Source organism: Enterococcus sp. AZ084 (assembly GCF_051714905.1).
Classification (GTDB): Bacteria; Bacillota; Bacilli; order Lactobacillales; family Enterococcaceae; genus Enterococcus_B; species Enterococcus_B pernyi.
This window is the reverse complement of record NZ_JBIOSS010000001.1, coordinates 1,770,867-1,797,662: the sequence shown is the minus strand read 5'-3', so window position 1 is coordinate 1,797,662 and position 26,796 is coordinate 1,770,867. Positions and strand designations below refer to the sequence as shown.

The window sequence follows — 26,796 nt, the reverse complement described above, 5'->3', positions numbered from 1 at the left end:
AAGCATGAATGGGATCATCAAGCAAATTGAAAAAGGCAAACCGATCTTTGAAAAAATCTCACGTAACATTTACTTAGGTGCGGTCAGAGATGGATTCTTGACGGCTATGCCAGCAATTTTATTTTCAAGTATCTTTATTTTGATTGCGGCAGTTCCTGAGATTTTTGGTTTTCAATGGCCAGAAGGAGTATCGACCTGGTTGTGGAAAATCTACAATTATTCGATGGGGGTCGTAGGCATATTAGTTTCTACAACTACTGCACGCTGTTTAGCTGAATCGATGAATCGGAGAATGCCGAAAAATAAAATCATCAATACTACATCGGTAATGCTTGCTTCTTTAGTTAGTTTCTTATTGTTGAGTGTTTCACCGATCGAAGGTGGTTTTTCAACAGAATATATGGGAACGAAAGGGTTGCTTGCTTCGTTCATCGCTGCATTTATTACTGTAAACATTTATAAGTTTTGTGTACGAAAAGATATTACGATCAAGATGCCAAAAGAAGTACCAGGAACAATTTCTCAAACGTTCCGCGATATTTTTCCATTTTCATTTTCTGTCTTTGCCGCCGTGTTGGTCGACTTAGCTGCACGTAGTCTTTTTGGCATCTCTTTTGCAGAAGCCATCATCACTTTATTGCAACCACTATTTACAGCAGCAGATGGCTATTTGGGGATAGCCGTGATCTGGGGTGCTATGGCATTTTTCTGGTTTGTTGGTGTCCATGGTCCATCGATTGTTGAACCAGCGATTGCAGCGATCATTTATGCGAATGTCGAAACCAATTTACAACTGTTCAATTCTGGGGAACAAGCTTCACATGTATTGACTGTTGGTTTAGGGAATTTTGTCGGAACGATGGGTGGAACAGGTGCGACTTTAGTCGTTCCGTTTATCTTTTTGCTATTTGCAAAATCCAAACAGTTAAAAGCGGTTGGTAAAGCTTCAGTTATTCCAGTCAGCTTTGCAGTAAATGAGCCGTTGTTGTTTGCGGCACCGATGATTTTGAATCCGTATTTCTTTGTTCCATTTTTATTGACGCCGATTGTAAACGTTTGCTTGTTCAAGTTTTTTGTTGATGTGTTTGGAATGAATAGTTTCATGTATGTCTTACCTTGGGCAACGCCAGCTCCGATTGGTTTAGTCTTAGGAACTGGCATGGGGGTTTTGGCGTTTGTATTAGCCGCAGTTTTGATTCTCGTCGACTTTGCCATCTATTTCCCATTCTGTAAGGCGTATGATGCGACGCTAGTCGAGCAAGAAGCGCGACAAGCAGAACAAGTAGCCATGCAAGAAAACGAAACAAAAGTGACCGTGACGATTCCGGCGAATGAAGTATTAGCAACAGAAGCGAGTTCTTTGGCTGATTCAGGTAAAGAAATCAATGTATTAGTTTTATGCGCAGGCGCAGGTACAAGTGCTATGCTTGCAAATGCTTTGAAAGAAGGAGCAAAAGAATTTGATGCACCAATCAGTGCTTTAGCAGGTGCTTATGGTTCTCATTACGAGATGATGGAAGACTTTGATATGATCGTCTTGGCGCCGCAAGTCCAATCTTACTATGAGGACATCAAGGAAGACACAGATCGTTTAGGGATTAAATTGGTTGCCACAAAAGGTGCAGAATACATTGGTTTGACAAGAGATCCTGAGAAAGCTGTTCGGTTTGTTTTAGATCAATTTTAAATCAAAGGAGAGATCGTTAAATGAACAAAGTAAAAGGTTGGCGAGTGTTGGTTGTCGGATTATTTGTTTCGTTAGTCAGTGTGGCATTAGGTTCAAAGCAAGTGGAGGCAAAGGAATTGATACGTGGAGCAGATATCTCGATATTAGCGGATATGGAAAAATCTGGTGCAGGATATTACGAAAATGGTGTGAAAAAAGATGCATTACAGATTCTAAAGAACAATGGCGTCAACTATGTTCGTTTGCGATTATGGCAAGATCCTTATGATGATCAAGGGAATTCATATGGTGCAGGCACGAATGATTTGAACACGACGATTGCTTTGGCGAAACGTGCGAAAAACCTAGGATTGAAAGTGTTACTTGATTTTCATTATAGTGATTTCTGGGTGGACCCTGGCAAACAAAACCTTCCGAAAGCATGGGAAAACTATAGCTTTGAGCAACTTGATGCAGCCTTATACGGTTATACGAAAAGTGTATTGACAGAAATGAAAAACAATGGTGTATATCCTGATATGGTCCAGATAGGCAATGAATTGAACAGCGGCATGCTTTGGCCTTATGGAAAATCATGGGGGGAAGGTGGTGGCGAGTTTGATCGATTAGCCACTTTCTTGAAGTCTGGGATTCGGGGAGTAAAAGAAACGCAACCAGTCGACACCCCAATCATGCTGCATTTAGCTGATGGTGGAGATACGGATGTCTTTACTTGGTGGTTTGATGAGATTACAAAACGTGGGGTAGATTACGATTTGATCGGCCTTTCCTATTATCCTTATTGGCATGGCTCGATGAATGCCTTGCAAACGACAATGAACACAATCAGTGCCAGATATGATAAAGAAGTCAATGTGGTAGAGACTGCATATGGACACACAACTGCCAATGCGGATAGTATGCCCAATGCTTTTGGACCAGAACAAGAGATTGCAGGAGGATATGCGGCAACACCAGCAGGGCAACGAGAATATTTAAATGATTTGGTGACTCGTATCCAAACCGTGCCAAATGAGAAAGGGAATGGCTTTTTCTATTGGGAACCTTTATGGTATAACGGTAATGTCTCTTGGGCAACAGCTGCTGGAATGAACTATTTAGGCGTACAATCCCAAACAGGAAATGAGTGGGATAACCAGGCAATGTTTGATTTCAATGGGCAAGCACTTCCTAGCTTAAAAGCGTTTAAAGAAGCAGGGAGACAGCAAAATCTTCTGAAAAATCCTAGTTTTGAAAATGACGGTTTCACGAACACACCTTCAAATTGGTCTGTGTGGCGAGGCAATGGTGCAGCAATCGATACATTGAAAACTGAAACTGGTGGGTTTTCCGGAGCGTATAAAGCAACCTTTTGGGATGATCAAGCGTATCAAATGTCGATCTATCAAACTGTTGATGGATTAAGCAAGGGAACGTACACATTAACTGCTTATACCATGGCAGGTGGCGATTTGACCGCTAGTCAGATGTATGTCAAAAATCATGGTGAGAAAGAGCTGAAGGCTTCGATCACTAAAAGTGGCGAGTGGACAAAAGTAACGATCAAAGATATACCGGTTACTTCCGGCACGAGTGAGATTGGCATTTATGTTGATGCAAAAGCGCAAGGATGGGTATCGGTGGATCATGTAACATTCGTTAAAAATCAATAGTAAAGAGCCCCTAAGAACGCTTGGTTTTTCCAGACGTTCTTAGGGGCTTTCTTTAGTCGATCAGATATCTAATACTTTATCCAAGAAATCTTTCGTTCGCTCATTTTGCGGATCTTCAAATATTTGTTGTGGTGTGCCATCTTCAAGGAAGTTGCCGCCATCTATAAACATGACACGGTTCGCGACTTCTTTAGCAAAGCCCATTTCATGTGTCACGATGACCATAGTCATTCCTTGTTTCGCTAATTTTTTCATGACATTCAATACATCGCCGACCATTTCTGGGTCCAAGGCTGAAGTAGGTTCATCAAAGAGCATGATATCGGGATTCATTGCTAATGCACGAGCAATAGCAACCCGTTGTTTTTGTCCACCAGATAAGTTATCTGGGTACATATCTTTTTTGTCTTCTAAGCCAACTGTTTCTAACAATTTGATTGCTTTTTTCTCTGCTTCTTCACGAGAGAGTTTTTTTAGATCCATCGGTGCTAAAACGATGTTTTCCAACACAGAAAGATGTGGGAAAAGATTGAAATGCTGGAATACCATGCCTATATGTTGCCTTACTAAGTTGATATCTGTGTTTTTATCCATCAAATGAGCACCATCAATGATGATATCACCGGATGTTGGATCTTCTAAACGGTTCAAACAACGTAAAAAAGTACTTTTACCTGAACCAGAAGGTCCGATCACACAAACAACATCGCCTTCATTGATCGACACGTTGATGTCGTTCAAGACAGTGTTGTCTCCATATTTTTTTACAAGATGTTCGACTAAGATTTTTTCTGTCATCTTATTTCACCTTCTTTTCTAAAACTTTCGCTAATTTCGTCAATGCAGTGATCAAGATCAAGTACATTACTGCGATGATCAAGTAGACATACGTACTTTGAGTGGTTCGAGCAACGATGATCCGTCCAGTTTGTAACAACTCGACCACACCGATCGCTGAAATGATCGTCGTATCTTTCAATGAGATCACGAATTGGTTGACGAACGATGGAATCATGATTTTAAATGCTTGTGGTAAAATGATCTTTTGCATCGTACGATTATAAGACAGACCTAAACTTCGTGAAGCTTCCATTTGTCCTGTAGGAACAGCATTGATCCCGCCACGTACGATTTCGGCGATATAGGCACTCGCGTTCAAGGTCAATGTGATGATCCCTGCAATAAAGTCAGGAATCGTAAAGCCCACGATACTTGGTAGACCGAAAAAGATGAAGAAAGCAAGTACCATCATCGGAATTCCGCGAATGATATCTACATAGATGCTTGCAACTGTTCGTAAGGCGCGGATCGGTGCAACACTGAAAAGACCGAAGATCACGCCGACAACTAAAGCTAGTGCAAATGAAATCAAGGTTAATAGGATCGTTTGCCATAAGCCTTTCAATAGCGCTTTGTAATTGTTTTGGATCAAGCCAGTCAATGTCGATTCATCAACAGCTGGTGCTGCTGCACTTTCGTCTGTAGAGATGTATTGATTGATGATCTCTTCATATTGACCTGTTCGTTTTAATTCTTTTAAGCCTTCGTTGAACATTTCTAATAATTCAGGATTTTCTCCTTTTTTCACTGCGAAACCATAAGAGCCGCCAGTTTCTCGTTCGATTGGCGTTTCTAATTCCTGGCCATTTTTGATCGCATAACCGATTACTGGATAGTCATCCATCATTGCGTCAATTGCTCCGACTCTCAAACTATCATATAGCTGATCTGCGGCATCGAAATATTTGATTTCGTAGCCGTATTTCTCTTGGTTAGCGACCAAGAAATCTGCACTTTCGGTACCAACTTTCGCACCGACTGTTTTTCCATCTAAGTCTTCATAAGACTTGATCGAAGTATTGCCTTTTTTGACTGCGATTTGGATACCACTTTGGAAATAAGGGTCTGAAAAATCAAACGTTTTTTTACGTTCATCTGTAATCGTCATCCCCGCGATCATTCCATCTGCTTGTCCGGATTCCAATGCCTGTAACGCAGCAGAGAAACCTCGGAAGTCCATGCGGATATTGAACCCATGCATTTCTGAGATAGCTTCCATTAAGCTGACATCGATCCCCACATATTCGCCATCCGCATTTTGGTACTCGAATGGAGCGAAGGCCGAATCACTTGCAATCACATAAACGTCTTTTTTAGGTTCTATTTTTTGCATCGTCTCGCTAGTTGCTGTAGTCGATTGCGTCTCGTCAGCTTGCACAGGCGTATGCAGAGCGAATGTAACAAGTCCTGTCATTATGAAAAGGAATGTCTGTAACATGTTTCTTTTTTTCATAAATAACCTCCTATATAAATTTCGATAATTTCCAATATTTAACTATTATAGGCGAAAAGATATTCCTAACACAAGATTCCAAGAAAAAATAATTTAAAAAAGTAGCGATTTATTACATGCTATGTAAGAAAACATGACATGCGATAAAAGAAGGAGATTACAGGTAAGATCCAAAACTTTCAATTGGCGAAAGTATGTTCGCCGTGATATAATAGAAGAACAAGGAATGCCTTTGCTTTCCTTTTCTTTTTTTGATGAAATGAGAGAAGGAATGAACGAAAAGGAGGACGAACAATGATTGAAAGAGATACCTCCCGTCATTTTGAGTTGGTGTCAAAATACCAACCAGCCGGCGATCAACCAGAAGCGATCAAGCAGTTGGTCGAAGGTGTAAATGAGGGTAAAAAAGCGCAGATTTTATTAGGTGCGACCGGAACAGGGAAAACCTATACGATATCTAATTTGATCGAAAAAGTAAATAAACCAACTTTGATCATTGCACATAATAAGACACTTGCTGGCCAATTATATGGGGAATTCAAAGAGTTCTTTCCGAACAATGCGGTCGAATATTTTGTTTCTTACTATGATTATTATCAACCAGAAGCCTATGTACCTTCGAGTGATACGTACATTGAAAAAGATTCAAGTGTCAACGATGAAATCGATAAATTGCGTCATTCCGCCACAAGTTCATTGTTAGAACGAAATGACGTGATCGTGATTGCTTCGGTTTCTTGTATTTTTGGGTTAGGTTCACCATTTGAATATCAAAAACAAGTCGTGTCGATCAGACAAGGTGCGGAGATGGACCGTAATCAATTGATCCGAGATCTAGTCAGCATCCAATTTGAGCGAAACGATATTGATTTTCAGCGCGGTCGTTTTCGAGTGCGTGGTGATGTCGTGGAGATCTTTCCAGCTTCACGTGATGAGCGAGCATTACGCGTTGAATTTTTTGGTGATGAAGTCGAAAGAATCCGTGAAGTGAATGCGTTGACAGGTGAAGTATTAGGCGAAACAGAGCACGTCGCTATTTTCCCAGCCACTCACTTTGTGACCGATGACGATCATATGGAACATGCGGTCGCAAATATCAAAGCAGAACTTGAACAACGCTTGACTGTGTTGCGTAATGAGAACAAATTACTAGAGGCGCAACGCTTAGAACAACGGACGAACTATGACATCGAGATGATGTTAGAGATGGGCTATACTTCTGGGATCGAAAACTATTCACGTCATATGGATGGTCGTAAAGAAGGCGAACCGCCGTATACGTTATTAGATTTCTTCCCTGAGGATGCGCTGATGGTTATTGATGAATCTCATGTGACGATGCCACAGATCCGTGGAATGTATAACGGAGACCGTGCGAGAAAACAAATGCTAGTCGATTATGGCTTCCGCTTGCCATCTGCACTAGATAACCGCCCATTGCGTCTAGAAGAATTTGAGAAACATGTCAACCAGATCGTCTATGTTTCTGCTACTCCTGGACCTTATGAGTACGAACAAACAGATACGGTGGTCCAACAAATCATTCGACCAACAGGATTATTAGATCCAGTCATCGAGGTACGACCGATCATGGGTCAGATCGACGATTTAGTAGGTGAGATCAATGAGCGAGTTGAAAAAGACCAACGGGTATTTGTGACCACGTTGACGAAAAAGATGTCAGAAGACTTGACCGATTACTTCAAAGAGTTAGGGATCAAAGTAAAATACTTGCATAGCGATATCAAAACATTAGAACGGACAGAGATCATTCGTGATCTTCGTTTAGGCGAATTTGACGTATTAGTTGGTATCAACTTACTACGTGAAGGATTAGATGTCCCAGAAGTATCGTTAGTCGCTATTTTAGATGCCGATAAAGAAGGGTTCTTACGAAGTGAACGATCATTAGTCCAAACCATCGGACGTGCGGCACGTAACTCAGAAGGTAAAGTCATCATGTATGCGGATAGAGTGACTGATTCCATGCGTTTAGCCATGGATGAAACGTCAAGACGTCGTAGTATCCAGCAACAATACAATGAGGACCATGGCATCGTTCCGAAAACGATCATCAAAGAAATCCGAGACTTGATCTCGATTACGAAAGAATCAGAAGATGATGCAAAAGAAACGGTGCAAGTTTCTTATGAAGAGATGACAAGAGAAGAAAAAGCAACATTATTGATGAAACTAGAAAAAGAAATGAAAGATGCAGCGAAAGCATTGGATTTCGAGACCGCAGCCAATGTGCGTGATATGATTCTTGAATTAAAGGCATCTGAGTAGGGGGTAAACATGGCTAACGATAAAATTATTATTCATGGCGCAAGAGCGCACAATTTAAAGAATATCGATGTGACGATCCCACGTGATAAATTCGTGGTCGTCACCGGATTATCCGGTTCAGGGAAAAGTTCACTTGCTTTTGACACATTATACGCAGAAGGACAACGCCGATATGTCGAAAGTTTATCTGCGTATGCCCGTCAATTTTTGGGACAAATGGATAAACCGGATGTCGATAGTATTGATGGACTTAGCCCAGCAATCTCGATCGATCAAAAAACAACCAGTAAAAACCCTCGTTCTACCGTAGGGACAGTGACAGAGATCAATGATTATTTACGTCTGTTATTTGCTAGGGTTGGTCATCCGATCTGTCCAAATGACCATATTGAGATCACTAGTCAATCCGTCGAGCAAATGGTGGACAAAGTGCTAGAACTGCCTGATCGGACGAAGATCCAAATTTTAGCACCGATCGTGGTAAAGAAAAAGGGACAACACAAAAAAGTATTTGAACGTGTCCAAAAAGAAGGGTATGTTCGTGTCCGTGTAGACGGAGAAACCTATGACGTTAGTGAAGTACCTGAATTAGAGAAAAATAAAAAACACGATATTGCGATCGTGATTGACCGAATCGTGGTGAAAGAAGGCGTCCGCTCTCGTTTATTCGATTCGATCGAAGCAGCGCTTCGTTTAGCGGATGGCTATGTATTGATCGATGTGATTGGCGAAGAAGAGATGCTCTTTAGCGAACATTATGCGTGTCCGTACTGTGGGTTTACAGTAGGAGAATTAGAACCGCGCTTGTTTTCTTTCAATGCACCATTTGGCGCATGTCCGGATTGTGATGGTTTGGGAGTCAAATTAGAAGTCGATATCGATCTAGTGATCCCAGATAAAACAAAAACGTTGAACGAAGGAGCAATCATTCCTTGGAATCCCATCAGTTCGCAATATTATCCACAAATGCTGGCACAAGCTTGCGAAAGTTATGGGATCGATATGGATACACCATTTGAAGACTTACCTATTGAACATCAAGAAATCGTGTTGAATGGTACCTCAGAGCCCTTCCATTTTCACTACGAAAATGATTTCGGTGGAGTGAGAGATGTTGAAACGTCATTTGAAGGCGTGATGACCAATATCAAACGCCGTTACCATGATACGAACAGTGATTTTACGAGAGAACAAATGCGTCTTTACATGACAGAATTGACGTGTAAGACTTGTGACGGTTATCGATTGAATCCACAAGCTTTATCCGTACAGATCAATGGGACGAATATTGGTCAGACGAATGAGTTGTCGATCCAACATGCCGTTGAATTTTTTGAAAATCTAACTTTATCAGAGCAAGAAAAAGTCATCGCTCGTCCGATTCTAAAAGAAGTCAATGACCGTTTGTCATTCTTAGAAAATGTCGGTCTTGATTATTTGACACTTAGTCGTGCTTCGGGCACTTTATCAGGTGGCGAAGCGCAACGGATTCGTTTAGCCACACAAATCGGTTCAAATCTATCGGGAGTTCTTTATATCTTAGATGAGCCTTCCATTGGCTTACATCAACGGGACAATGATCGCTTGATCGGTTCATTGAAGAAAATGCGAGATCTTGGCAATACCTTAGTGGTTGTGGAACATGATGAAGATACGATGCGTGCAGCCGATTATTTGATCGATGTTGGTCCTGGTGCAGGACATCAAGGTGGCGAGATCGTTTCTGCTGGGACACCCGCTCAAGTTGCTAAGGATAAACATTCATTGACCGGACAATATCTGTCTGGCAAAAAATCGATCCCTGTTCCTGAAACAAGACGAAAAGGTACAGGTAAAGCGATCAAGATCACAGGTGCGACAGAAAACAACTTGAAAAATGTGTCCGTTGAGTTTCCTTTGAGTGAATTCGTGGCGGTCACTGGCGTCTCTGGTTCAGGAAAAAGTACGCTTGTGAACAGTATCTTGAAGAAGGCATTAGCACAAAAAATCAATCGGAACTCAGCCAAACCAGGAAAGTTCAAAACGATAACTGGTTATGAAGGAATCGAAAAAATCATTGATATCGATCAAAGCCCGATCGGTCGGACACCAAGAAGTAATCCGGCGACTTATACGAGTGTCTTTGATGATATCCGTGATCTGTTTGCTCAAACCAATGAAGCGAAGATGCGTGGTTACAAAAAAGGCCGTTTCAGTTTCAACGTGAAAGGTGGTCGCTGTGAAGCTTGTCGCGGTGATGGGATCATCAAGATCGAAATGCATTTCTTACCAGATGTGTATGTCCCATGCGAAGTCTGTCATGGGAAACGTTATAACTCAGAAACACTAGAAGTTCATTACAAAGGAAAAAGTATTGCGGATATCTTAGAGATGACGGTTGAAGATGCCGTTGAGTTTTTCCAACCGATCCCTAAGATCCATCGCAAACTACAAACGATCGTTGATGTTGGCTTAGGCTACGTCACAATGGGACAACCAGCGACGACATTGTCCGGCGGAGAAGCACAACGAATGAAACTTGCGAGTGAACTGCACAAGATTTCTAATGGGAAGAATTTTTATATTTTAGATGAGCCGACTACAGGGCTTCACACTGATGACATTGCTCGATTATTGCATGTTTTGCAACGATTGGTTGATGCAGGAAATACTGTGTTAGTCATTGAACACAATTTAGACGTCATCAAAACAGCGGATCATTTGATCGATCTAGGACCTGAAGGTGGCGAAGGTGGCGGTACGATCCTAGCAACTGGTACACCAGAGGAATTAGTGAAAGTCAAAGAAAGCTATACAGGACATTATTTGAAAAAAATCATGGAAAAATAATAAAAGTGATGATGATAGTTAAAAAAATATTAAAAGAATACAATATGTATTGTTTTCTTTTCATGAGTATTCTAGAATATTTTATATGGTAGTTCTTTCTACACTTATTGGTATAGATAAAAACTTCCTATAAGTTCAATCCGTTCAAAAAAGAATTGAGCAATCGGAGGAGATTCCTTTGATTGCTTTTTTCTTTATGGTATGATATTCCTTGTGTAATTGTAAAAGAAAAAACAAGAGATTATTAAGTTAGTGAGAGATAATGATGAACAGTAATGAAAAAAATGAATTTATCCCTATTTTATTAGGTAGCGATATGAACGTTTATGGTATGGCCCGTTCATTTCACGAGGCATATGGCACAGTTTGTCAATCCTATGCGTCGAATCAATTAGCGCCTACCCGCTATAGCAAAATCGTAAACGTTGAAGTGATTCCAGGATTTGATCAAGATCCGGTCTTTATAGAGACGATGAGACGTTTAGCAAAAGAAAAATATACGGATAAAAATAAAAAATATTTACTGATAGCTTGTGGCGACGGATATGCTGAGTTGATTTCTCAGCATAAAGAGGAGCTGTCTGAAACTTTTATATGTCCTTATATCGATTATTCACTTTTCGAGCGATTAGTGAATAAAGTGAGTTTTTATGAGATATGTGAAGAATATCAGTTACCTTATCCCAAAACATTGATCATTCGAAAAGAAATGTTGAACAATGGCCGCTTAGAACAAGAGTTACCTTTCAATTTTCCTGTAGCACTAAAACCGGCAAATAGTGTGGAATATTTATCTGTCCAATTTGAGGGACGAAAAAAAGCGTTTATTATTGATAATCGCGAGGAATTTGATTTGATGCTAGGTCGGATCTATGAAGCGGGCTATACGAGCGAAATGATCGCACAAGACTTTATTCCTGGGGATGACAGCAATATGCGGGTCTTGAATGCCTACGTTGATGACCAGCATCAAGTACGAATGATGTGTCTAGGACATCCATTACTTGAAGACCCAACACCAGCGTCTATCGGAAACTATGTCGTGATCATGCCTGACTATAACGAGAAGATCTACCAAACGATCAAAGCATTTCTAGAAAAAATCGAGTACACTGGCTTTGCAAACTTTGACATGAAGTATGACCCACGAGATGGCGAATATAAATTATTTGAGATCAATCTTCGTCAAGGAAGAAGTAGTTTCTTTGTTACGCTCAATGGCCTGAATTTAGCACGTTTTCTAACAGAAGACCGTGTCTTTGGTGTGCCGTTCGTGCAAACGACCTACGGAACGAACCAATCAGACCAAGCGAAGCTATGGCTGGGCGTGCCTAAAAAAGTCTTTTTGACTTATGCCAAAGAGAACGAACAAAAACAACGTGCCTTGCAGTTGATCAAAGAAAAACGCTATGGAACGACTGTGTTTTATGAGAAAGATCACTCACTTAAACGCTGGGTATTGATGACTTATATGTTCCGAAACTATATTCCAAGATTTAAAAAATACTTTCATTCGAAAGAAGGCTAGTTCATGGAGAATTTTTTCAGTATCTTAGGTGGGATGGGAACGATGGCAACGGAAAGCTTTGTCCGCTTGATCAATCATCGTGTCAAAGCTGCCAAAGATCAGGATTACTTGAACTATGTATTGTTCAATCATGCGACAGTTCCTGATCGAACGGCCTACATTTTGGATCAAACGAAAGAAAATCCTGTCCCTTATTTAGTAGAGGATGTCAAAAAACAAAATTTACTACAACCGAATTTCATTGTTTTGACTTGTAATACAGCTCATTACTTTTTTGATGACTTACAGGCAGAGACGACGATTCCGATTTTGCATATGCCACGAGAAGCGGCAAAAGAGCTTGTCCGTCAAAAAACAACGGGTAAAGTAGCTGTTTTAGCAACTCAAGGAAGTATTCTTGCCGGTGTTTACGAAAAAGAGATCAAAGCATTAGGTTTTGACGTGGTGATTCCTGACCAAGAACTACAAGAAAAAGTGAACTACTTGATTTATCATGAAATCAAAGAAGCGGATCGGTTGAATAAAGAACTTTATTTTGAGATTCTAGAAGAAGTTGTTCAACGCTTGGCGTGTGAAAAGATCATCTTAGGCTGTACAGAATTGTCTTTGATGCAAGAAGTTGCCTCCGATAATCCTTATCCTGTGATCGATGCGCAGTCGATACTAGCTGATCGAACAATCGAGATGGCACTATCTGCTCGAAAGTAAGATACGTTTTTAGTGTAATAATAGTTGTGGGCTGAGTTTGATCTACAGGGGTTCAGCTCCTATAAATTAGCGCGAAAAGAGTTAGAGACAGAAATGTTTCCCCTCGAGAAATAAGACGCCATCCACGAAAATTGTTCTTCAAATTTTTGTGGATGGCGCCTTATTTCCGAAGAGGTTACTTTTGTTTCCATCGTTTATTCAGTGTTAGAATCTGCGAGAGGACTAATGTGCCCCTCACTTTTCGCGCTTATTTTGAAGTCGTTTGATTTTGCTTTACAGCCTTTGAATAAAAACCAAAGAAATCGAATTCGAACTAGCAATGATACGCCCGGGATGATATAATTTTATAGGAGAACGAGAGAGGAGGCCATACGGATGGCTGATAATTTAGAACTAGTAATCATTACAGGAATGAGCGGGGCAGGTAAAACTGTGGCCATTCAAAGTTTTGAAGATATGGGGTACTTTTGTATCGATAATATGCCCCCAACACTGATCCCAAAATTCTGGGAACTGATCAAGGAATCGGGGAAAGTCACAAAAATGGCACTTGGTGTGGATCTACGTTCACGCTCTTTCTTTGAAGAGATCCAAAGTATGTTGATCGAGATCGAAAATACAAATTTTATTGATACCTCTGTCTTATTTTTAGATGCCTCTGACGAAGAGTTGGTTGCTCGTTACAAAGAAACCAGAAGAACCCATCCGATGGCTATGGATGGACTAGTAACGGAAGGCATCCGTAAAGAACGGGCGATTTTAAATGACATCAAAGCACAAGCTTCTGTCATTATTGATACGACGACTTTAACTCCACGACAACTACGTGAGAAAATCAATCAAACATTTAAAACAAAAGATGATCAAGGATTCCGCATTGAGTTTGTTTCGTTTGGTTTCAAATACGGGTTACCGATCGATTCAGATATTGTGATGGATGTTCGTTTTTTACCGAACCCTCATTATATCGCTGATTTAAGACCATTGACTGGGAAAGATAAACCAGTCTATGATTACGTCATGTCCTTTGACGAAACAGAATTATTTTATTTGAAATTCCTTGATTTATTAAAAACAGTCATGCCAGGATACATCAAAGAAGGAAAAAGCAGTTTGACTGTAGCGATTGGCTGTACGGGTGGACAACACCGTTCAGTTGCTTTAACAGAAAGGTTATCTCAAGCGCTTAGTGAAACATATAAAGTCAATGTAACTCATCGTGACAAAGATAAGCGCAAAGAGACGGTGAACCGCTCATGAAAATGAAAACTTACCGAATTCGAAAACCCAAAATCGTTGTAGTCGGAGGCGGTACAGGCTTACCTGTTATTTTGAAAAGTCTACGTAATCAAGGAGCCGATATCACGGCAATCGTAACCGTCGCAGATGATGGCGGTAGTAGCGGTGAGATCCGCCAGTCGATTGCGATGGCTCCTCCAGGCGATTTAAGAAATGTGTTAGTCTCGCTATCTGATATGCCTCAATTTTACGAAGATATCTTTCAGTACCGTTTCAAAAAAGAAGACCAATTTTTAGCCAATCATACCATTGGTAACTTGATCATTGCGGCAGTTGCTGAAATGAGAGGGAGTACTTATGAAGCAGTACAACTATTGTCTCGAATGATGCACGTGGATGGACACATCTATCCCTCTTCTGAAACGCCGTTGACCTTACATGCGGTCTTCAAAGATGGAACGACAGCGATCGGAGAATCTAAAATCGCTGTTGACCGCAAAACGATCGATCGGGTATTCGTACGTAATACAGAAGACGAAAGTGAAGCCAAAGCAGGGCGCAAAGTTGTTTCTGCGATCATGGAAGCAGATATGGTCGTCTTAGGGCCGGGAAGCTTGTTCACGAGTATTCTTCCTAACTTAGTCATACCAGAAGTTGGTGAAGCCATGCTTCAAACGAAAGCAGAGGTCGTATACATCTGTAATATCATGACACAAAAAGGGGAAACAGAACATTTTTCAGATGCAGATCATATTCGTGTGTTGCATCAACATTTAGACCAACCCTTTATTGATACTGTCTTAGTCAATACAGAAAAAGTACCAAAAGATTACATGGACCCGGAAATCTACGATGAATACCTTGTCCAAGTAGCACATGATTTTAATGGCTTAAGAGAAGAAAATTGTCGGGTCATCTCGACTGACTTTTTAGAGTTGAAAAATGGCGGAGTCTTCCATGATGGTGAAAAGGTAGTCGAAGAACTATTCCGCATCGTCTTTGGCTCAAAGTAATTAAAGGAAAAATTTTGTGAAAAGGAGGTGGATAACGTGTCATTTGCAGCTGAAGTCAAGAAGGAATTGACTGGTTTGGAAGTCCATCGAGAACATGCAAAAGCGGAATTAGCCGCATTATTACGAATGAATGGCTCACTTGGAATCGTCAACCAGCAATTCATCTTGAACGTACAGACAGAAAACGCCGCAATTGCTCGACGGATCTACTCACTTTTAAAAGATCATTATCAAGTACGAAGCGAACTGCTCGTACGTAAGAAAATGAAATTAAAGAAGAATAATGTCTACATCGTTCGCTTGAAACAAGGAACGAAAAATGTATTGATGGATCTGGATATCATGGATGGTATGATGTTCAATGGGCATGTTTCCGATGAGATCATGGGAAATGCGCAAAAGATGCGTTCGTATTTACGTGGCGCATTTATGGCGTCGGGTTCAGTCAATAACCCGGAAACAAGCCGTTATCACTTAGAGATTTATTCGATCTACGAACAACATAACCAAGATATTTGTAATATGTTGAATTACTATGGTTTACACGCGCGTACACTAGAAAGACGTAATGGCTATATCTCTTATTTAAAAGGGGCCGAAAAAATTGCTGATTTCTTGACTCTGATTGGGGCAACAAATTCGATGTTGCGCTTTGAAGATGTGCGGATCGTGCGTGATATGAGAAATTCAGTGAACCGGTTAGTCAATTGTGAGACGGCTAACCTGAACAAAACCATTGATGCAGCATCAAAACAGATTGAAAATATTGAATTGATCGAAGCACGAGTGGGTTTACAAGCACTTCCGGAAAAGTTACAAGAGATTGCTGAATTACGCTTGCAACATCCTGAAGTCAGTTTAAAAGAACTAGGAGAAATGATCCCATCCGGAGCAATCTCGAAATCAGGGATCAATCATCGGATTCGAAAAATCAACGAATTTGCTGAAAAATTAAAAGAACAAGCATCCTAATGAACAATGAATTTATTGTTCATTAAATCGAAATATAAACATATTGTGGTTTGACTAATTTGTCTTTTGCTTTTAGGGTTCATCGAAGCAAGAGGATAGATGTCAGACCACTTTTTTTTCTTTTTCTTAAAAATGGGCATGAATCTAAAGTTTAGGTACTTATAATGAATGTAAATTAGTGATAGTGAGGAGGAGATTGCATTATGGAGGAAGCACATAAAAGTAAGAAACGTAAAATAGATGAACTATATCCTACAAGAGACCTAAAAGAAAAGCGTGATCAAGCCATTTATCGTGAGTTAATATCAGGTCAGTTGGAAAAAGACATCATGAACAAGTATCAAATCAGCAGAGAGCGCCTCTATACAACCAAGAAAAAGCTGGCAATCCAAGAGATTATCGGGCAAAAAAGCCAAAAAACAATTGCCTATCGGTTGAAATTGACAGTCTCACAAGTTCGTAAGTATCGAAATGATTATATTTATACCGCATTAGCAAAAAACGGAGAGATAGCAGCATTAGCAGCTGAATTTCAGATGAGTGAAAAACAAATCTTGCAGATTCGCAATAAAAGGATTGCCACTGAATTGATAAAAGGATCGAGTGTAACAGAAGTAGCAAAAGATTCACAGTTATCAGTCAATAAAATTCGTTCAATCAGAAATGAACAGATTATCGAACGATTGAAAGAACAACATCCTGAAGAAATTGCCAGAGATTTCAATTTATCAATGGAACAAGTATTTTTGATCAAGCAACGTTCGCTAGAATCAAATAATAAGACAAAAGAGTTGTCTCCCGCGAACAAAAATCTCTTGGATCAATTAGAGGAACGCAAAGCGAAGGTACTAAGTTTACTTGAAGAAAGCAAAACAACAAAAGTTGTAGCACAAGAATTAAAGATCAGTCAACGAGCAGTCATCGATATCCGTAATCGTGAAATCGAAAAATCATTCGAAGCTGGACAGACTGGCCAAGAAATCAGTCAGCGATTCCACATTGGAATCGAGGAACTCTATCGACTAAGAGATGTTCGTCTATTGATACAAAGCGATCAAGGGAAAACGAGTAGTCTTCTTTCAAAAAGATTTAACGTGTCATTATCCAGAGTTGGATCGATTTTGTGTCGGAATAATGCTTCTAATAAGCTTGATCATACTACAGCAAGCTCTCGAAAAACATTTGATATTTCAATAGTATCTGATGAGACAAGACGAGAAATTCTGAAACGAATCAAAGAAACAAAAATAACGAAGGCTTTGGGAAAAGAATTAGGAGTAATCGTCCCCCTGATCTATAAAGTGAGAAATCATGGGATATTAACAAAATTGAACAGTGGAGAATCCACTCAAGCGGTCGCAGAAGAATTCAAAATGGATATCAAAAATGTTCGTGAAGTTATTTTCCGAGCAAATTTGGCAGAATTTCCCAATATCAAGCGACGTACTTTAGATTATTTGACACCTGAACAAGTGCAAACAGTTAGAAACTGCATCAATCGCAAGATGACGATCAGAGAAATCTCTGAAGTACTAGGAATCAAAGACTCGCTGGTCAGATGTGTGCAAACAAAAATGAAATCACAAAAAGGAACAATCAAGATGAAGCATCGAGTCACAAAAGAACAAAAAAAGCAGATCATGCAAGACCTAAACTACATGACTCCATTTGTGAATTCTTCGAAATCAGGGGTTAGTGAGTCGACCATCCGCGTTTTGGCTACTAGGTTTGAAGAAATCAAGGGGAGAGAAATCCAAGAAAAACGAAAAACAGCAAAAATGAAGGCACTACAAAAGATGGATGAACTACTTACTAAGGTAAAAGAAGAAGCGAAAATCCGCAATATTCAGCAAATTATTCAAAAAGAAAAAATGCCAAAAACGAAATTGATGACACAACGTGAATAAATAGATACGAGTAATGGACAGTATTCTAAAGAGCATTAGCCCTCTTTTTGATCAAGACGAAGTAGAATCATTCCCTTAATCTCTTTTTAGCATATGTTAAAAAAAAGAAAGATCGATCAAAGAAATACTCCTATAACGAGAGAATGAAACAAACAAGTTAGGAGGAAACTGTAAATGAGTGATTATGAAAAACAGGTAGTGACATCCAAAAGAAGATTTCAAATACGTACGCAAGCAATTGAAAAAAAACAAGACGTATTAGCGGAAATAAGACATCGCAAAACGAACGTATATATCATAAAAAAACATCACCTTACTCTTTGGCAGGTCAGATTCGTTATAAAAAGAGAAATTATACGACAGATCAAAAAAGGTACGCGTATGGAAATAATCGCTCACCGATTGAATATGTCGCTAGATCAAATTCGAGAGGTACGCAATAACTATATCAAACATCATCTAATAAACGGTGCTTCAAAGAATGATCTCGCTAAAAAGCTACATATGGAGCATCAACAGATACTTACTATTCGAAATCATATGATCGAGAAAAAGTTAGTTCAAAAATTGACCATCAAAGAAGTTGCGCACAGGTGGAAATTGGCAGAGAGTAGTGTAGAAAAGATACGAGAACAAGCCATTTTAAGACGATTACAAATGACTCATCCAGAAGATGTTGCCACTACTTTTCGATTATCCGTTGAAGATGTTTTACGTATTCGTCAGAAAATTAGCCAACCACTTGCCTTGCAAGGTCATGTCACAAAAGAAAGTAAGAAATGGCTAAAAAATATCAATCGACAAGAACAAGCAATTGTCGCGAGCTTAGAACAAGGAAAGCCAACAAGAATCGTTGCCCAGCAATTGAATATCAACCAAAAATTTGTGATTCGGACACGTACGCGTCATATTGAACAAGCATTCGAGCAAAAGCAGCCACTAGCAGAAATCAGCAAACGATTTTATACACCTGTGGATGAACTAAGAAAACTTAGGAATCAGCGGATTTTGTATTATCGCGAGGATGGAATCAAAGCAAGTATCTTAGCTAGAAAGTTCAATATGAAAACTACTGCCCTACAGAAAGTCGTTTATCATAATCAGGCAGTACAACAACCCATGAAAAAAGATAAGAAAGAGAATAAAACTGAGCCACTAACGTCGTTTTCAGTTGAAGCATGTGCCAAATTTATGGAGGAATTAAAAAAAGGGAAATCAATGGCCGAAATTGGTCTCTCTCTTAACTTGGATCACCATAAAACTTGTGCAATTAGAAATCACCTGATTTTAACGAAGCTTAATAACGGGGAGAAAACAGAAGCTATCGCAAAGCAATTCAATACGAATTTGACCAACATCTATCAAATCACGTTTCAAGCGGATCTAGTAAACTATCCCAATATCAAAAAACGGACAAATAGTTATTTGACAGAGCAACAAACGCAGGATGTTAAGCGGATGATAGGGGAAGGAAAAACAAACAGCCAAATTGCGCAGCTACTTTCGGTAAAAAAATCATTAGTCATCAGTAAAAGGCGATCATTGAAAAGACTGACAAGATTATCTAACAAAAAGCATAGAATTACAGATGAACAAAAATCAGCGATCCTTGCAGATGCTAGGTATCTCGATAAGGTCACTAATGCCATGAAACATGGGGTAAGCATAGAGTCAGTTCGAATCATCTCGAAGCGCAATAATAAAATGAGCATAAAAAAAATCAGTGAACGAAAAAATGATGTGGAGAAACTAAAAAAATTCAAGGAAATAGAAAAAGAAATCAAACGACAAGCAAAAGTAGAGAATATCAAGCGGGTCCTCCAAGAAAAGCCGCAACAGTTTCGTTCAACCAAACATACTTCGTTACTACAACGATAAAAAATAGACCGAAAAAGCCAATCGCTTTTCGGTCTATTTTTGATTTTAAACATCAAGGAATGATCAAATGATGAATTATTTAACCAATTCACTCAATTCTTCTGGTGTAATCGATTCATCAAAGATATGTTCATCGATGATTACAGTAGGGACGAATTGGATGTGAGCAGCATTTGCTTCATCGATGATTGCTTGAGTAGTTGCTTGGTCTTCTTGTTCGGTTAAACCAAGTGTTTCTGTTGCATATTCGGCAATGCCGTCTAAATCAAGTTGTTTCCATTCATCTTGCGCATCGAAAATCGCTTTGATTTGTTTTAATGCGACTTTTCCATCCGTCGTAGTGATATGATGATGCATCACATTTCCTTTTTGTAAACTAGGTTTTTCTTTGTCGAACAATTTGATGATTCGTAAGAGTCTTCCAGATTGAACCGCCTCTTCTAAAATGTCATAAGATTCGATAAACCATTGTCGACAATAAGGACAAGCAAGATTAACAAATTCGATCATTTGTTTTGGTGCATCTTCGTTTCCGTACATGATTCCAGTAGTTTTGTTTGTTTTTGTTGCATCAATAATTGAAATATCCATTTTTTAACACCTCTTTATTCTATTGTAATAACTTTGCCCTAAAAAAGACAATGATTTGTTCAAAGAAATAAATGTGTGTGAATCGCTAATCTCTCATTTCCTAGATTAAAAAGCTAAAAGTTGTAAGAAGGGAAAAGCTATTTTTTTATTTTTTACCTGTCGATTCTGGTCGAAGCATTTCTGTCATATCTTTAGCATGTGATTTTTCTTTCAAAATTAGGAGGTTTTCTTTGTTCGTTTACGGTATAATAATAAAGATTATTTAGATAAATTGAGCAAAGGTGATGAAACATGCGAAAAATGAAGACGATGGATGGGAATACTGCTGCGGCATATATTTCATATGCCTTTACAGAATTAGCAGCGATCTATCCAATTACGCCTAGTTCAACAATGGCTGAACTGGTTGATCAATGGGCAGCTTCAGGTAAAAAAAATATTTTCGGACAACCAGTGAAAGTCGTAGAGATGCAATCAGAAGCTGGTGCTGCTGGTGTCGTACATGGGTCATTAAAAACCGGAGCATTGACAACAACGTACACTGCTTCACAAGGATTATTATTGATGATCCCAAATATGTATAAGATAGCCGGTGAACTTTTACCTAGTGTTTTTCACGTAGCTAGTCGAGCGGTGACGACGAATGCGCTGAATATTTTTGGTGATCATGGCGATGTGATGGCCGCTCGCCAAACAGGATTTGCGATGCTTGCGGAAAGCAGCGTCCAAGAAGTGATGGATTTAGCGCCAGTTGCGCATCTAGCTTCCTTAGAAGGAGAAATCCCTTTTGTCAACTTTTTTGATGGTTTTCGAACGAGTCATGAAATCCAAAAAATCGAAGTGTTGGAATATGATGAATTAGCTCCTTTGATTCCTCAAGAAAAATTGGAGGCCTTTCGTGAACGTGGAATGAATCCTAATCGGCCGACGACCAGTGGGACGAATCAAAACCCTGATATCCACTTTCAACAACGAGAAACGATCAACCGATACTATGATCGTTTGCCTCAAATCGTGAAAAAGTATATGGATAAAATCAATGAACTCCGAGGAACTTCTTATGATCTGGTCACTTATTATGGAGCGGCTGACGCAGAAGAAGTCATTATTTCAATGGGATCAGTTGCGCAAACGATCCAACAAACAGTTGATTACTTGAACAAAAACGGTCGTAAAGTCGGCTTCTTGAATATCCACTTATATCGTCCGTTTCCAATTGAAACATTGATCGAAAAACTACCGAATGCCGTAAAGGCAATTGCTGTTCTAGACCGCAGTAAAGAGCCGGGAGCAGGGGGAGAACCTTTATTATTAGACGTTCAAAGTGCGTTATATGATGCAGAACGTCATCTGAAAGTGATCGGCGGACGTTATGGCATTGGTTCAAAAGATGTCACCCCTGATCAGATTGTAGCGGTATATGATGAATTGAAAAAAGAAAAAACGGATATGAAGAAACGTTTCACGATCGGGATCATTGATGATTTAACTTACTGTTCTTTGGAAGTTGGCCCATCACTTGATTTGACTGAAGCGAATACTTTCCAAGCGAAATTCTGGGGATTTGGATCTGATGGAACAGTTGGAGCAAATAAATCAGCGATCAAAATCATTGGTGACCATACAAACAAATACGCACAAGGCTATTTTTACTATGATTCAAAAAAATCAGGTGGTCTGACTGTTTCTCATTTGCGTTTTGGCGATACACCGATCCGTTCGACCTATTTAGTCGAACATGCCGATTTTGTAGCTTGTCATACCCCTGCTTATCTTCACAGCTATGATTTAGTCAAAGGATTGAAACCTAAAGGGACTTTCTTATTGAATACACTTTGGTCAGACGAACAACTAGCTACGCATCTACCGACCCATTTAAAACGATATTTAGCTGAAAATGAGATCCAATTTTATACGATCAATGCGATGCGTTTGGCGCAAGAAGTAGGTCTAGGTCGGCGGATCAATACGGCGATGGAAACAGCATTTTTCAAGTTGGCGAATATCATACCATTCGAAGAAGTCCTACCGATTTTGAAAGAGGAAGCCTTGAAGAGTTATGGTCATAAATCAATGGCGATCGTTGAAAAAAATATCAAGGCGATCGATCGTACAGTGGAATTGTTGCATAAAGTCGAAGTGCCGGCTGAATGGGCAACATTGGCGCTTCCTGATAAGGAGAAAAATACTCAAAATCGCTATATCAGAGACATCCTTGAACCAATCAACGCTCAAGAAGGAAATCAGCTCTCAGTGAGGACCTTAGCAGAAAACGGAATGACACGAGGCGATATACCTTTAGGAACCGCTGCTTACGAAAAACGCGGGGTAGCACTTGAAGTACCTGAATGGATCAGTGAGCGCTGTACGATGTGTAATGAATGTTCGTTCGTTTGTCCTCATGCAGCGATTCGACCATTCTTAGCCGATGAGGAAGAACTAGAAGAAGCACCGGAAGGGTTCATTGTTCGAGAAATGCGTGGGCCAGATGGTTTGAAGTATCGCATCCAAGTGTCTGTCGAAGACTGTACCGGTTGTGGCTTGTGTGTCGAAGCGTGTCCAGCAAAAGGGAAAGCGTTAGTGATGAAGCCTTATGAAGAGCAAAAGAAACAGGCAATCAACTGGGCATTTGCGATGACCTTGCGACAAAAAGAAAATCCAATCAAAGGCAAAAATACAGTATTATCAACACAGTTCAATCAACCTTTATTAGAATTTTCCGGGGCATGTTCCGGTTGTGGGGAAACGCCTTACGTGAAGCTGTTGACACAGATGTTCGGTGACCGTATGATGATCGCCAACGCGACAGGCTGTTCATCTATTTGGGGCGGAGCAGTGCCGGCTTCACCATTTACCACAAATGATTGTGGGCAAGGACCTGCGTGGTCAAATTCATTATTAGAAGATAATGCTGAATTTGGTTATGGGATGCTTTTAGCCGCACAAACAAGAAGAGAAGCTTTAGCAGAGACGATGAAAAAAGTGATGCCTAAAGTCTCCTTAGAACTACGTGAATTGATGGAAGATTGGTTGGCGCATATGTTTGAAAGCGAAGGAACCCAACAACGGGCAGCTAAATTACGTGGGGCAATCGAAAATGAGCTTGAAGCTGTTCCTGAATTACAAACGATCTACCAAGAAAAAGATCTATTTGTCAAAAATAGTCAATGGATGATCGGTGGTGATGGCTGGGCGTATGATATCGGTTTTGGCGGAATCGATCACGTCTTGGCAAGTGGCGCAGATGTAAACATTTTAGTCATGGATAACGAAGTCTATTCCAATACAGGTGGACAAGTCTCAAAAGCCACACCTGCTTCAGCAATCGCTAAATTCTCAGCAAATGGGAAATATGCCTCCAAGAAAGACTTAGGCATGATGGCGATGACGTATGGGAATGTGTTTGTGGCACAGATCGCTTCAGGTGCGAATCAAATGCAAACGATCAAAGCATTTGAAGAAGCAGAAAAATTCCCTGGACCATCGTTGATCATTGCGTATACGCCATGTATTGCTCATGGGTTACTTGGTGGAATGAAAGAATCGATCAAAGAAGCAAAAGAAGCAGTGGCTTCAGGCTATTGGTCGTTGTATCGCTATAATCCTGAATTGATCGAAAAGAATAAAACGCCGATGACACTAGACTATAAAAAGCCTGATTTTACCATGATGGCTGACTTCATGCGCAAGCAAGTCCGTTTTTCATCGCTTGAAACGATCCACCCGCAGGCAGCGGAGCAGTTATTCAATAAAACGATCCAAGATGCGAAAAAACGGTTTTACAACTATGCGGCGATGACTGGTCAATTAGAAAAAATCAAAGCGAAGATCGAACCGACAGAAGGTACTGAAAGTCCAGAGATCGAAAAACCGAGAGTCAAAAAAGAACGAACGGTTGATCCGGAAGCAGAAGCTAGACGTGCTGCCAGACGTGCCGCTAGAGCGGAACGAAGAAAAACCATAGAATGATAAAACGAAACGATCCAAGGAAATAGAATAACTTATTGGTGAATAAATGGAAAATGTAAATTTCTTGAAAAAAATTGGTTTTTGTTAGGAAATTCCAAGCAGATAAGTCTCTTCTGAGGAAACATATGATATACTAAAGAGGAAATCTCAAAAGAGAAGAGAGGCTGTCTATGTCATTTCAAATCGGAGAACTTTTTAATTTAGACTATTGGCGACAAATGTTTTCCGGTGACTTGTTTTCTCAGAATTTTTTGGTGAACATACTCGATGTATTGGTTGTTTGGTATTTAGTTTATAAACTCATTCAACTATTGCGAGGAACAAAAGCAATCCAATTGCTAAAAGGGGTAGGGATTTTTGTTGTTATTCGGATCTTAGCCGAGATTATTGGTCTACATACCTTATCTTGGTTGATGAATCAAGTGATCACGTATGGTGTGATTGCGGCTATCGTCATTTTTCAACCAGAGATACGGCGTGGATTAGAACACCTCGGTCGTAGCTCACTTTTCAAACAATCGAAGAGTGAGAAGCAAGAAGATGAACAGATGATCCTTTCTTTCGACAAAGCGATCCAATATATGTCCAAACGTAAAATCGGTGCCTTGATCACGATCGAACGCCACACCGGTTTGGATGAATATATCGAAACAGGGATTGCTTTAGATGCCGATATCACTGGCGAATTACTGATCAATATTTTTATTCCGAATACACCGCTGCATGATGGTGCAGTGATCGTAAAAGATGGAAAAATTGCAGTAGCCAGTGCCTACTTGCCTTTATCTGAAAGTATGTTGATTCCGAAAGAATTCGGAACCCGTCACCGAGCGGCTGTCGGAGTCAGTGAGGCGAGCGATGCGATTACGATCGTTGTCTCAGAAGAAACAGGAGATGTCAGCATTACGTTGGATAACCAATTGATGCCTGGCTTATCTCAAGAAGAATATTTGACGATCTTGCGTAAAAATTTGATCGTCGAAGAAAAAAACAAAAATAAAAATACGCTCCAAACCTTCTTAGACGTGATGACTAAGGGAGGGGATCACAAATGATCTCAAAAGAGAGGCGTAAAAGTATCTTATATGCGTTTGTTGCGTTATTATTCAGTATTGTGCTGTATTTTAATGCGAATGGACAATCTGTCCAAGACACGCTGTCAGGAAATGAAGCCTATACGCAAAACGTTTCTGATGTGTCAGTACAACTTTTATACGACACGGATCAATATTATATCCATGGATATGAGAGTACGGTCACAGCGAAGTTGTCCAGTGCCAATCGTGTTCAGTTGAATGCCGAAGCAATTGAAGATACAAGAATGTTTCGGGTGACAGCAGATCTCACTGGTTTAGGTGAGGGAACACATGAAGTACCATTGAAAATCAGAAATCTGAGCAGTGCGGTCAAAGCAAAACTAGAGCCGGATACGATCACAGTGACTATCGAGAAAAAAGTGACAAAAGAATTTGAGGTCACGCCTTTACTCACAACAGAATCAACTCCAGCTGGATTCGAATTGAATGACCTTGAATTATCACCAAAAAAAGTGACGGTCACGACTGGCGATCAGACACTAGAAGAGATCCAACAGGTCGTAGCGAGGATCGAACCTGCGATGATCACGGACGATGGGGTCGACACGAGAGTCACTGTACAAGCATTGAATAGTGCAGGAGAACCTTTAAGTATTGTTTCAGATCCAGTGCAAGTCACTGCAAAAGCAACGGTAACAAAGCCTACGAAAACGATTCGACTTTATGGAACAGCACAAGGGACCCCCGCAAATAATGTGGAGAGTTACGATTTCAGTTTCTCTGACATTGAAGCAGAAGTCACTGGTTCAGAGAGTCAACTGGCTCAACTAGGAAATAGCATCACGATACCAATCGATATTTCTGGGATCGTCCACCGGACGACAAGAAATATTGATATTCCGGTAGAGAGTGGACTTAGTATCACACCAACTTCAATCGATGTTGAGATCACACCGATCCTGAAAACAAGCACGGAAAACACTAGCCGTTCTAATTCGGGAAATTCCGGAAATTCGGGAGGAAGTACAACTTCTGGTGCAGGGTCGACACCTGCGAACTCTTCGTCATCGACGACACGTCATTCCGAAGAGACGCAGTCAACATCAAGTGAAGGGTCGAATGAATCATCAAGTGAGACAACACAATCAAGTAGTCAACCGAATAGTCAAGAGGATTCATCGGAAAATTAAGTTAAAGGAGCAAA

General features: G+C 40.1%; 17 protein-coding genes and 1 pseudogene. 15 read left to right on the top strand and 3 right to left on the bottom strand.

The features are described from left to right. Positions 1 to 4 precede the first annotated feature (4 nt). From IGI79_RS08195 to IGI79_RS08185, 3 genes and pseudogenes are all read left to right on the top strand, one after another. Positions 5 to 1,289, top strand: a pseudogene (locus IGI79_RS08195) (PTS transporter subunit EIIC); the annotation flags it as partial. Then, positions 1,289 to 1,687, top strand: a complete 399-nt coding sequence (locus IGI79_RS08190) for a lactose/cellobiose PTS transporter subunit IIB (RefSeq protein WP_374955056.1) — start codon at positions 1,289 to 1,291, stop codon at positions 1,685 to 1,687. The pseudogene IGI79_RS08195 and the gene IGI79_RS08190, both read left to right, overlap by 1 nt. 20 nt (positions 1,688 to 1,707) lie before the next feature. After that, positions 1,708 to 3,339: a glycoside hydrolase family 53 protein gene (locus IGI79_RS08185; RefSeq protein ID WP_438845835.1), complete on the top strand. Its 1,632-nt coding sequence runs from the start codon at positions 1,708 to 1,710 to the stop codon at positions 3,337 to 3,339. A gap of 60 nt (positions 3,340 to 3,399) precedes the next feature. On the opposite strand, the gene IGI79_RS08180 is transcribed toward IGI79_RS08185, so the two are convergent. Then, complete coding sequence (locus IGI79_RS08180; protein ID WP_071866250.1) at positions 3,400 to 4,137, bottom strand: amino acid ABC transporter ATP-binding protein; 738 nt, start codon at positions 4,135 to 4,137, stop codon at positions 3,400 to 3,402. 1 nt (position 4,138) lies between these two features. Then, entirely contained in the window at positions 4,139 to 5,632 is a 1,494-nt protein-coding gene (locus IGI79_RS08175; protein WP_086334783.1) for an amino acid ABC transporter substrate-binding protein/permease, read from the bottom strand. Between the two features lie 294 nt (positions 5,633 to 5,926). Here IGI79_RS08175 and uvrB point away from each other — a divergent pair, with 294 nt between their 5' ends. The 9 genes from uvrB (at position 5,927) to IGI79_RS08130 (ending at position 19,995) form a co-directional block, all read left to right on the top strand. Next, the gene (gene uvrB / locus IGI79_RS08170) at positions 5,927 to 7,921 is read left to right on the top strand and encodes an excinuclease ABC subunit UvrB (RefSeq protein WP_071866251.1); all 1,995 of its coding nucleotides are present in this window, start codon (positions 5,927 to 5,929) and stop codon (positions 7,919 to 7,921) included. A gap of 9 nt (positions 7,922 to 7,930) precedes the next feature. Continuing rightward, positions 7,931 to 10,750 (top strand): excinuclease ABC subunit UvrA, encoded by a 2,820-nt coding sequence (uvrA, locus tag IGI79_RS08165; protein WP_438845834.1) that lies wholly within the window; start codon positions 7,931 to 7,933, stop codon positions 10,748 to 10,750. Between the two features lie 262 nt (positions 10,751 to 11,012). Beyond that, entirely contained in the window at positions 11,013 to 12,278 is a 1,266-nt protein-coding gene (locus tag IGI79_RS08160) for a D-aspartate ligase (protein ID WP_065096988.1), read from the top strand. 3 nt (positions 12,279 to 12,281) lie between these two features. Then, complete coding sequence (locus IGI79_RS08155) at positions 12,282 to 12,986, top strand: amino acid racemase (protein WP_019723110.1); 705 nt, start codon at positions 12,282 to 12,284, stop codon at positions 12,984 to 12,986. A gap of 375 nt (positions 12,987 to 13,361) precedes the next feature. Further along, the gene (gene rapZ, locus IGI79_RS08150; RefSeq protein ID WP_010735232.1) at positions 13,362 to 14,246 is read left to right on the top strand and encodes an RNase adapter RapZ; all 885 of its coding nucleotides are present in this window, start codon (positions 13,362 to 13,364) and stop codon (positions 14,244 to 14,246) included. Continuing rightward, positions 14,243 to 15,238, top strand: coding sequence for a gluconeogenesis factor YvcK family protein (locus IGI79_RS08145; protein ID WP_065096810.1), 996 nt, complete (start codon positions 14,243 to 14,245; stop codon positions 15,236 to 15,238). The genes rapZ and IGI79_RS08145 overlap by 4 nt, the downstream gene beginning before the upstream one ends. A 36-nt stretch (positions 15,239 to 15,274) precedes the next feature. Continuing rightward, complete coding sequence (gene whiA / locus IGI79_RS08140; protein WP_010735234.1) at positions 15,275 to 16,210, top strand: DNA-binding protein WhiA; 936 nt, start codon at positions 15,275 to 15,277, stop codon at positions 16,208 to 16,210. Between the two features lie 203 nt (positions 16,211 to 16,413). Further along, entirely contained in the window at positions 16,414 to 18,117 is a 1,704-nt protein-coding gene (locus tag IGI79_RS08135) for a hypothetical protein (RefSeq protein WP_065096809.1), read from the top strand. A gap of 174 nt (positions 18,118 to 18,291) precedes the next feature. Next, entirely contained in the window at positions 18,292 to 19,995 is a 1,704-nt protein-coding gene (locus IGI79_RS08130; RefSeq protein WP_065096808.1) for a hypothetical protein, read from the top strand. Between the two features lie 75 nt (positions 19,996 to 20,070). Here the strand turns inward: IGI79_RS08130 and IGI79_RS08125 are convergent, their stop codons facing one another. Then, entirely contained in the window at positions 20,071 to 20,586 is a 516-nt protein-coding gene (locus IGI79_RS08125; RefSeq protein WP_019723107.1) for a DsbA family protein, read from the bottom strand. 291 nt (positions 20,587 to 20,877) lie between these two features. On the opposite strand from IGI79_RS08125, the gene nifJ reads away from it, so the two are divergent. The 3 genes from nifJ (at position 20,878) to IGI79_RS08110 (ending at position 26,782) form a co-directional block, all read left to right on the top strand. Next, complete coding sequence (gene nifJ / locus IGI79_RS08120) at positions 20,878 to 24,555, top strand: pyruvate:ferredoxin (flavodoxin) oxidoreductase (RefSeq protein WP_065096807.1); 3,678 nt, start codon at positions 20,878 to 20,880, stop codon at positions 24,553 to 24,555. Between the two features lie 170 nt (positions 24,556 to 24,725). Continuing rightward, positions 24,726 to 25,610, top strand: a complete 885-nt coding sequence (cdaA, locus tag IGI79_RS08115; protein WP_010735241.1) for a diadenylate cyclase CdaA — start codon at positions 24,726 to 24,728, stop codon at positions 25,608 to 25,610. Then, a complete protein-coding gene (locus IGI79_RS08110) occupies positions 25,607 to 26,782 on the top strand; it encodes a CdaR family protein (protein WP_065096806.1) in 1,176 nt (391 codons plus the stop codon). Before cdaA ends, IGI79_RS08110 begins: the two co-directional genes overlap by 4 nt. Positions 26,783 to 26,796: the final 14 nt, after the last annotated feature.

Excerpts from the sequence above, each read along its gene's own strand:
- IGI79_RS08110 (WP_065096806.1), top strand. The coding sequence starts at position 25,607 with ATGATCTCAAAAGAGAGGCGTAAAAGTATCTTATATGCGTTTGTTGCG.
- rapZ (WP_010735232.1), top strand. The coding sequence starts at position 13,362 with ATGGCTGATAATTTAGAACTAGTAATCATTACAGGAATGAGCGGGGCA.
- uvrB (WP_071866251.1), top strand. The coding sequence starts at position 5,927 with ATGATTGAAAGAGATACCTCCCGTCATTTTGAGTTGGTGTCAAAATAC.
- IGI79_RS08155 (WP_019723110.1), top strand. The coding sequence starts at position 12,282 with ATGGAGAATTTTTTCAGTATCTTAGGTGGGATGGGAACGATGGCAACG.
- nifJ (WP_065096807.1), top strand. The coding sequence starts at position 20,878 with ATGCGAAAAATGAAGACGATGGATGGGAATACTGCTGCGGCATATATT.
- cdaA (WP_010735241.1), top strand. The coding sequence starts at position 24,726 with ATGTCATTTCAAATCGGAGAACTTTTTAATTTAGACTATTGGCGACAA.
- IGI79_RS08180 (WP_071866250.1), bottom strand. The coding sequence starts at position 4,137 with ATGACAGAAAAAATCTTAGTCGAACATCTTGTAAAAAAATATGGAGAC.
- IGI79_RS08125 (WP_019723107.1), bottom strand. The coding sequence starts at position 20,586 with ATGGATATTTCAATTATTGATGCAACAAAAACAAACAAAACTACTGGA.
- uvrA (WP_438845834.1), top strand. The coding sequence starts at position 7,931 with ATGGCTAACGATAAAATTATTATTCATGGCGCAAGAGCGCACAATTTA.
- IGI79_RS08135 (WP_065096809.1), top strand. The coding sequence starts at position 16,414 with ATGGAGGAAGCACATAAAAGTAAGAAACGTAAAATAGATGAACTATAT.
- IGI79_RS08185 (WP_438845835.1), top strand. The coding sequence starts at position 1,708 with ATGAACAAAGTAAAAGGTTGGCGAGTGTTGGTTGTCGGATTATTTGTT.
- IGI79_RS08145 (WP_065096810.1), top strand. The coding sequence starts at position 14,243 with ATGAAAATGAAAACTTACCGAATTCGAAAACCCAAAATCGTTGTAGTC.
- IGI79_RS08130 (WP_065096808.1), top strand. The coding sequence starts at position 18,292 with ATGAGTGATTATGAAAAACAGGTAGTGACATCCAAAAGAAGATTTCAA.
- IGI79_RS08190 (WP_374955056.1), top strand. The coding sequence starts at position 1,289 with ATGCAAGAAAACGAAACAAAAGTGACCGTGACGATTCCGGCGAATGAA.
- IGI79_RS08160 (WP_065096988.1), top strand. The coding sequence starts at position 11,013 with ATGATGAACAGTAATGAAAAAAATGAATTTATCCCTATTTTATTAGGT.
- IGI79_RS08175 (WP_086334783.1), bottom strand. The coding sequence starts at position 5,632 with ATGAAAAAAAGAAACATGTTACAGACATTCCTTTTCATAATGACAGGA.